Raw genomic sequence first — 7276 nt, forward strand, 5'->3', positions numbered from 1 at the left:
CAGTCCGCTCAAGTCGGGAAACCCGCCCAGACGGCTGGCTCCCCTACATATACTTGCGAAATGGCAATGATTGCAATACTTAAAATATTTTTTTATAAAAAGAATACCTCAATCACCTGGTATCCCATTTGATTGAGGGCGTTTTGGATAATGAATTTTCCCATAAACGCCACAAAATGCGCTCATAATGTTCTTTGGAAAGTAGACTTTCTACATAAAACCCCACATACTTTAACACGAGAATCAATGTCAATATCTAAAGCTGTTACCAGCAAGATTACTTCTCCAGAAAATATCGAAGAACGCTTGCAGATACAGCGTTTGCTAGGCGCAACTAAAATAGTTGCACCTAGTGCTGGAAGTGATGTAGTGAAGGGATTAACTCAAACACCTAAATCTTTACCTCCCTGTTACTTTTATGATGACCGTGGTTCTGAGCTATTTGAGCAAATCTGTGATTTACCAGAATATTATCTTACACGCACAGAAACAACGATTTTACAACAGTATGCTGACGAAATTGCCAAGATAACTGGCGCTTGTGAATTGGTAGAACTTGGCAGTGGCAGTTCTAGCAAAACCCGCATTTTACTAGATGCCTACCAGCAGCTAGGCTATCCCCTGCACTACCTACCAATTGATGTATCTACAGGTATTTTGGAAAGTAGCGCCAAGCAGTTATTAAGTGATTATCCTTTACTGCAAGTTTATGCACTAGCGGGAACTTATGAATTAGCCCTTGCACAACTCCTACCGACGCAATTACCCAGCAGAATGATTTGTTTTATTGGTAGCAGTTTAGGTAATCTGACACCTGGTGAGTGTGATGTGTTCTTCTCTCAAATTACAGAAGCCCTACAAGTAGGTGAGTATTTCTTGTTGGGGATAGATTTACGAAAGCCAAAACAGATTTTGGAACCAGCTTATAACGACAACCAAGGAGTGACAGCAGCATTTAACCTGAATATGCTGGAGCATTTAAATCAGCGATTTGATGGGAATTTCGACACCACGCAGTTTGAACACTGGGCGTTTTACAATGAAAGTGAGTATCAAATAGAAATGCATTTACGCAGCCTGCGATCGCAAATTGTAGAATTACGCGCTCTTAACCTCAAGGTTAATTTTGCACTAGGTGAGACTATCCTCACTGAAATTTCGCGCAAATTTGACTTCAATACTATCAAGCAGCAACTGACTGCACAGGGTTTATTACCTATTCATGTGTGGACAGATCCAAATCAATGGTTTGGTTTACTGCTCACTCAGCTGCAAGCATAAAGCAAATCAGGGTATACCTCACATATATAGCGGTTCTCAGTTGAGTCCAATATAGACCTAATAAAAACAGCCCTAATTCTTGTAGCATTGGTTTGGAGAAAGGTCAAAGTATATTGCATACAAACGAGAAGGGCTATAGTTGATATTCCTCCCACCCCAGTGAAAGAGAACAATTAGAATCTCTTTTGCTGGAGTGGTATTTTCACTAAGTACAGTTGTACATCATGTATATAATAATTTCATACATTTCCCTATCAGCCCAAATGAGAGACTCAATATTTAGCCGCTAATTATTGCTGCATCGAAGGTGTGGGAAAAATTCTGCTGAAGATAGGAACCCGTGCCTTCGGCTTAGTTGCAGTTATATTGGCATCAGAAACAGAAGAGTTTTTAACTGCCTCACAGAGGATAGGTGGTTTACTATTAGTAGAATTGGCAAAATCACTCAATTGGATAGCGAAAGATGAATTTGAAGATAGGGAACTAATATTATTAGTATTTTGACTGTTGGGTTTTACCGGAGTTTGAGCTTGAGATGGAGTAACGATGAAAGTCGAGCTTGTTCCTAATACCAGTATGAGCAAATGAGAAATATATTGTCGCATGGGGATTTGTCAAATTGGTTAATAAATGTTTAAAGCTTGAATAACTTGTGTTTTTTATCAGTTGTAAATAAGACCGTAATCTCACAAAATGAATCATTTCGCTGTCAAATAAAATCTGATTACGGCAATTTTCAAATGAATATACTACTAACCTCTGCTTCATGTTTGAACGCAGCTTAATACATAGATTCACTAACAAAAGCCTAACCGCAGCAAAACCCGCATTTTTTAGTGATCGCGTACCTTTGTGATCACCCTTAGCGAAATAGGACTTACGCATAGGTAACGAAAAATCGAACCACAGAGGGACAGAGAACACGGAGGAATAAGAGTTTGAGAAGTATTTTGCGTAAGTCCTGGGAAAAATGGATAAAGTCGAGCTTGAGAGATTTCCATTTATTACTTATGGGTATCCGGTGAAAAAATGTGACTTAAATGTACAATAAATAATCTATATCTGATTTGACGTGAATTGCTAAAATCGCGATGCCTACAGCGGGCTACACCTACCCAGCATGTTAAAGCGGCTATGCACATACTTGGCAACACAACTCCATCATTGGGCTACATATTAGCATTGGACTTAGGTACAACAGGCAACCGCGCCTTTGTGTTTAACGCAGACGGCAAGATTGTTGGGCAGGCATACAAAGAACTAACTCAGTATTATCCTCACCCCGGATGGTTAGAACATGACCCTGAACAAATCTGGCATGATACCTATTGGGTGATGCAAACCGCAATTGGGAATGCCCAGATTGTTCCATCAGCGATCGCAGCGCTAGGACTGACTGTACAGCGTGAAACCTGTTTGATTTGGGATAAAATTACTGGTAAACCACTCCAAAGAGCGATCGTCTGGCAAGATCGCCGCACTGCTCCCCTTTGTCACCAGTTACAAGAGCAAGGCTATGCTCAAGACATTTATGAGCGCACTGGATTAATTATTGATGCCTATTTTTCTGCTACTAAACTCAGGTGGCTATTAGACAAGTTTACTGATGTTGACTTGAACAATGTCTTAGCAGGTACTATTGATACCTGGCTGCTGTGGAATCTCACAGGTGGGAAAGTCCATGCTACTGACCACAGTAATGCCAGCCGGACAATGTTAATGAATCTCAAAACCTGTGAATGGGATGAGAATTTACTGGATCTGTTTCAAATTCCGGCTCATATTTTGCCCCAGATTCAGCCTAGTTTAGGAATATTTGGAGTTACCGATGCTACTTTGTTGGGCGCTGAAATTCCCATTACTGCCATCTTGGGAGATCAACATGCTGCTCTATTTGGTCATGGCTGCGATCGCCCAGGCTTAATGAAATGCACTTACGGGACTGGTAGCTTTTTGATGGCTCACACTGGCTCTGAAATTGTGCGCTCGCACCATAAAATCATTTCTACAGTGGCATGGACACAAGCAAATCCAAGGGAGACTTTAGATGTAGGCTATGCTCTTGAAGGCAGTATGTTTACTAGTGGAGCTTGTATTCAATGGTTACGCGATCGTCTGAAGCTGATTAAAACTGCTGCTGAAACTGAAGTGATGGCAAATCAGGTAAAAGATAATGGCGGAGTCTACTTTGTGCCTGCATTTAGTGGACTGGGCGCACCCTATTGGGATATGAGCGTTAGGGGAGCTTTTTTTGGCATTACCGCCAGTGTACAACCAGAGCATCTAGTCCGCGCTGTGTTGGAAGCGATCGCTTACCAAGTTCTGGAGGTAGTGCAGGCGATAAATGCATCTAGCAGTACTCCAGTTGGGCGATTAAGCGTAGATGGTGGTGCTTGCGAAAATAATTTCCTGATGCAGTTCCAAGCTGATGTATTAGGTATTCCAGTTGAACGTCCGATAATGCGCGATACAACCGTTCAGGGTGCAGCATTTGCAGCAGGTTTAGCTGTAGGATTTTGGGAGAGCTATGAAGCACTGGTGCAGCAACGGCAGATTGAGTGCGTGTTTGAGCCGGGAAGCAATGGCCCATTGTCCAATTTTGCTACTTGGCAAAAGGCAGTGAAACGCACTCTGGCTTGGGTGGAGTAGTTAAGAGGTCAAAAACTTAATTAAAAATTGCTCAATTATTATTAAATAATAGGATTAGCGACCTTTTTATAACAGTGCAATAAAAAATTGATATTATGTCCGGTAAATTACTGTTAATTCTCGCAAGACCTCTCCCCTAGTAGGCGACAGTGTACACACAAGTCCTAAAATCCTTGCCTGGTAAGATACAAGCCTGATATTGGCAAGGTTTTGAGTTGATCAAACTGATTATCAATAGTGTCAGCTTATTGATAGAGTTTTAAGAGAAAATCAAGGATTTTAAAAATAATTTTCCCTTCTTTTCCGTCCATTTGATTGCCAACTCGACTTGTGTGTACACGGTAGCCCTAATAGGGGAGGGGAGCTTTGGCGTAAGTCATAAGCGGGGAGAGGTTGATTTATCAGACTTGATATGATAACTCGATTAATCGGTCAAAATACCACTTATATATAAGGATGCTGGACGCATGATTACTAAACCTAAGATTTTTATTGATGGGGAATCGGGAACCACAGGTTTACAAATTTACTCACGCCTCAATCAACGGGATGATATCGAGTTAGTTAGCATTGAGGTATCTAAACGTAAGGATGCAACTGAGCGAGCCAAACTAATCAATGGCGTCGATGTTGTTATTCTCTGCCTACCGGATGATGCAGCCCGCGAAGCTGTTAGCTTGGTCAGTAGTACTACGGTTAAGATCCTGGATGCTAGTAGTGCCCATCGCACAGCTAAAGGCTGGGTATATGGCTTCCCTGAACTAAATCCAGGACAGCGAGAGAAAATCGCCAGCGCCCAGTTTGTCAGCAATCCAGGCTGTTATCCCACAGGATTTTTAGCCTGTATCCGTCCGTTGATTGCTAAGGGACTTTTGAAGAGTAGCTTTCCCATCACCATTAACGCAGTGTCAGGTTACTCTGGTGGCGGAAAGAATCTGATCAAACAATACCATACCTTCCATGAACAGCAAGCCGAGGCAGAGTCACTCTACCCTTATGGCATCTATGGTTTGCAATTTGGGCATAAACACGTTAAGGAAATGCATCATTACTCAGGGTTAGCATCGCCGCCGCTGTTCGTACCGGCAGTAGGAGATTTTGAGCAAGGAATGCTGGTGCAGGTGCCTTTGCCATTGGGGACTTTGGATAATCCACCATCAGGTGAAGTTATTCATCAAGCAATTGCTAACTACTACCAAAGTGAAAAATTTGTGCAGGTTGCTCCATTTCAAGATTCTACTCTGCTGCGAGACGGAATATTCCTGGATGCAATCGCAATCAACGGCACCAATATTGTTCAGGTTTTTGTATTCGCCAATGACGCTACCAAAGAAGTGTTGCTAGTTGCTCGTCTCGACAACTTGGGCAAAGGCGCATCGGGAGCCGCAATCCAAAACTTAAACATCATGCTCGGCTTTCCAGAAGAGTTGGGATTGTAGTCAAAAGCTCAGATTCCCGACTTCTTGGAAGATACTAGTACCGCAAGGCGGAAGTCACTTATTCAAAAGTCAAAAGTCAAAAGTCAAAAGTCAAAAGTCAAAAGTATTATGGAATAAGCTCTTTAGGGATTTTAAATGGTTGCTCTATTTACGCCGTGGCCTACTAGTAGGAAGGTAAGGCGATGCTGCAACATCTGATAACTCAACAACATTATTTCGCATTGAAGCTTTTCTCGGCACTGGGCTGCGGGCTGATAGCTGGAGTCTTCTTTGCCTTCTCGACCTTTGTGATGAACGCCCTTGCTAGGCTGAAGCCGACGCAGGGTATTGCCGCCATGCAATCCATCAATATCACGGTGATCAATCCCTTGTTTATGGCAGCGTTTTTGGGAACGGCTGCGGCTTGTATCTTTCTTTTAATCTCCTCGCTATTAAGGTGGCATCAACCCGGTGCCGCCTACTTGCTCCTCGGCAGCTTGCTTTACCTTGTTGGTACATTAGGCGTGACAATCGTGTTCAATGTGCCGCTTAACGAAGCCCTGGCGAGAGTCGAGTCGGACAGCACTGACGCTGCGAGCCTATGGTCTAGCTACCTTGCCAACTGGACAATCTGGAATCACATTCGGGCGGCAGCGGCGCTAGCAGCGGCAACATCGCTCACCATCGCGCTTTGTTTGGGTTCAAGAATCGTAGGGGGACTCGATAATACGGTTAGTTAAAGAAAGTAAAACTTGATGCAGCTGATTTCTGACGTTGAATGGTGCGATCGCTCATCTCACTTACCCTGATCAATAGGCATATTTTTGAGACAAATTATACAGCTAGTTTCGTGGCGATCGCTATCGACTTAAGTGGAAATTATTTTATACACGACCAGAAGTAGCAGTCGGGGGTGCGATCACTCTTATACAAGAAGGTGATAGCATCACAATTAATGCCCTCTTCTAATTATTTGTGCCTATTTACTTAGTTAAATAGTCGGTCGATAACCACCAAAAACAGCAAAGCTAAAATTTTTGTACCAGCAATCGACATTTTGAAACCCAGCCGCTTCTAGCCAGTGAAGTTGAATATCAAGGGTTGCCATGCGATCGTATTCCATGCGTTTTTGTGCAGCTTTGAGATCCTCCTCTGAGATATTTTTAGCGCAGACAGAATCTAGCCAGTGTTGACGGTAAAGTTGTTCTAAATCAGGGGTTTTGCCAAGAACTTGATCGGCGTTGACAAATATCCCTCCAGGATTGAGAACATCATAAATCCGTTGATAAAGAAGTTCTTTGTCAAAATCTGACAGATGATGAATCGATAAGGCAGAGATTATCAGGTTATATGAACCACCTAAATCAGTCTCAATGTAATCACCAATTAAGATTTTGGGAGATTTACCCATTTTGCTAAATCTAAACTTAGCTTTCTCTAGCATCTCAGGGGCTAAGTCCAGCAACGTGAACTCTGCATTGGGGAAGACGGACTGAACCATACCTGAGTAAAGTCCAGTACCAGCACCCAAATCTAGAACCTTCAACGGTGCAGTGCAATTGCCTGGTATGATTTCAACGGCTGTTTTGTAAAAGTCATCAAAACAGGGAATTAAGATGTGACGTAAGTTATCATAATCTACTGCGGCAGAATTAAAAGCTTCTTGAATATTCATTTTTTAATTTTTAATAGCGGTAGAACTTTCTGTTTTAACAACTCAATTAATAGCTGGTTCCATATATTCATATTCATCTGGTATATCTAAGCAGATAATTTTTTTATATTTAATAAATGGCTGAATTTTTTTTTTGATAGCTTATTATTATAGGATTTTTTCATCACAAAGATCATATCAGTTTAGATAAAGTATTTTACTTTGCGATCGCCCCACAGACAACCCCAAAACTATGCCAAGTATAAGCGATCGC

The 7276-nt window shown here is 42.1% G+C and carries 6 protein-coding genes and 1 pseudogene; 4 read left to right on the top strand and 3 right to left on the bottom strand.

Annotated features, from left to right (window positions below; genetic code table 11):
* The first annotated feature begins 246 nt into the window (after window positions 1-246).
* Window positions 247-1281 carry an L-histidine N(alpha)-methyltransferase gene (gene egtD, locus Q0541_RS20650; RefSeq protein WP_298914474.1) on the top strand — a complete coding sequence of 345 codons (1035 nt, stop codon included), beginning with the start codon at window positions 247-249 and terminating at the stop codon, window positions 1279-1281.
* Between the two features lie 290 nt (window positions 1282-1571).
* Here egtD and Q0541_RS20655 read toward each other — a convergent pair whose 3' ends face one another.
* Complete coding sequence (locus tag Q0541_RS20655) at window positions 1572-1886, bottom strand: hypothetical protein (protein WP_298914477.1); 315 nt, start codon at window positions 1884-1886, stop codon at window positions 1572-1574.
* A 529-nt stretch (window positions 1887-2415) separates the two neighbouring features.
* Between Q0541_RS20655 and glpK the strand changes: the two genes are divergently transcribed.
* From glpK to Q0541_RS20670, 3 genes are all read left to right on the top strand, one after another.
* Window positions 2416-3930 (top strand): glycerol kinase GlpK, encoded by a 1515-nt coding sequence (gene glpK / locus Q0541_RS20660; RefSeq protein ID WP_298914480.1) that lies wholly within the window; start codon window positions 2416-2418, stop codon window positions 3928-3930.
* A gap of 470 nt (window positions 3931-4400) precedes the next feature.
* Window positions 4401-5369, top strand: a complete 969-nt coding sequence (argC, locus tag Q0541_RS20665; RefSeq protein WP_298914749.1) for an N-acetyl-gamma-glutamyl-phosphate reductase — start codon at window positions 4401-4403, stop codon at window positions 5367-5369.
* Window positions 5370-5551: 182 nt separating this feature from the next.
* Entirely contained in the window at window positions 5552-6088 is a 537-nt protein-coding gene (locus tag Q0541_RS20670) for an anthrone oxygenase family protein (protein ID WP_298914484.1), read from the top strand.
* Between the two features lie 251 nt (window positions 6089-6339).
* On the opposite strand, the gene Q0541_RS20675 is transcribed toward Q0541_RS20670, so the two are convergent.
* Together Q0541_RS20675 and Q0541_RS20680 are read right to left on the bottom strand one after the other, a co-directional pair.
* Entirely contained in the window at window positions 6340-7023 is a 684-nt protein-coding gene (locus Q0541_RS20675; protein ID WP_298914487.1) for a class I SAM-dependent methyltransferase, read from the bottom strand.
* Window positions 7020-7202, bottom strand: a pseudogene (locus tag Q0541_RS20680) (phosphotyrosine protein phosphatase); the annotation flags it as partial. The pseudogene Q0541_RS20680 and the gene Q0541_RS20675, both read right to left, overlap by 4 nt.
* Window positions 7203-7276 lie beyond the last annotated feature (74 nt).

The organism is uncultured Nostoc sp., assembly GCF_937863485.1.
Taxonomy (GTDB): domain Bacteria; phylum Cyanobacteriota; class Cyanobacteriia; order Cyanobacteriales; family Nostocaceae; genus Nostoc.

Coding starts and splice junctions, on each gene's coding strand:
- egtD (WP_298914474.1), top strand. CDS start 247: ATGTCAATATCTAAAGCTGTTACCAGCAAGATTACTTCTCCAGAAAAT.
- Q0541_RS20655 (WP_298914477.1), bottom strand. CDS start 1,886: ATGCGACAATATATTTCTCATTTGCTCATACTGGTATTAGGAACAAGC.
- Q0541_RS20670 (WP_298914484.1), top strand. CDS start 5,552: ATGCTGCAACATCTGATAACTCAACAACATTATTTCGCATTGAAGCTT.
- glpK (WP_298914480.1), top strand. CDS start 2,416: ATGCACATACTTGGCAACACAACTCCATCATTGGGCTACATATTAGCA.
- Q0541_RS20675 (WP_298914487.1), bottom strand. CDS start 7,023: ATGAATATTCAAGAAGCTTTTAATTCTGCCGCAGTAGATTATGATAAC.